At 66.9% G+C, this 287-nt stretch carries 1 protein-coding gene; it reads right to left on the bottom strand.

From position 1 onward, the window contains the following. Window positions 1–139: 139 nt before the first annotated feature. A complete protein-coding gene (locus PZH32_RS13930) occupies window positions 140–280 on the bottom strand; it encodes a phosphate acyltransferase (RefSeq protein ID WP_428994069.1) in 141 nt (46 codons plus the stop codon). Window positions 281–287 lie beyond the last annotated feature (7 nt).

Here is a 287-nt window from a genome sequence, read left to right as displayed (position 1 = left end):
GACACCGTAAAGTCCGTTGTGGCACCATCCACCGTCAACGCCCCCGTGGCGCCCTCGGTCAACGCCGGCGCCGACACCACCACGCACTGGAAGGCCTTCGGCACGGTATATGACGCCAGCTCCTGGCCGGCCTCGTCGGTCAGAACCAGCGCGCTGTTTGCCGAGCCGGCAGCTTCATGACGAAGAAGGAGCTGACCATCTGGGCGCCAGGGGCCGTCTTCAAGATTTGCAGGGCCGGGCGCAGCACGTCGCCGGTGGAGTGGCAGGCGCCGGATACAATGCCGTCC

It is taken from the genome of Adlercreutzia equolifaciens (assembly GCF_029076695.1).
GTDB lineage: Bacteria > Actinomycetota > Coriobacteriia > Coriobacteriales > Eggerthellaceae > Adlercreutzia > Adlercreutzia equolifaciens_A.
The sequence above is the reverse complement of the archived record's forward strand: the minus strand, read 5'-3'. Positions and strand labels throughout refer to the sequence as shown.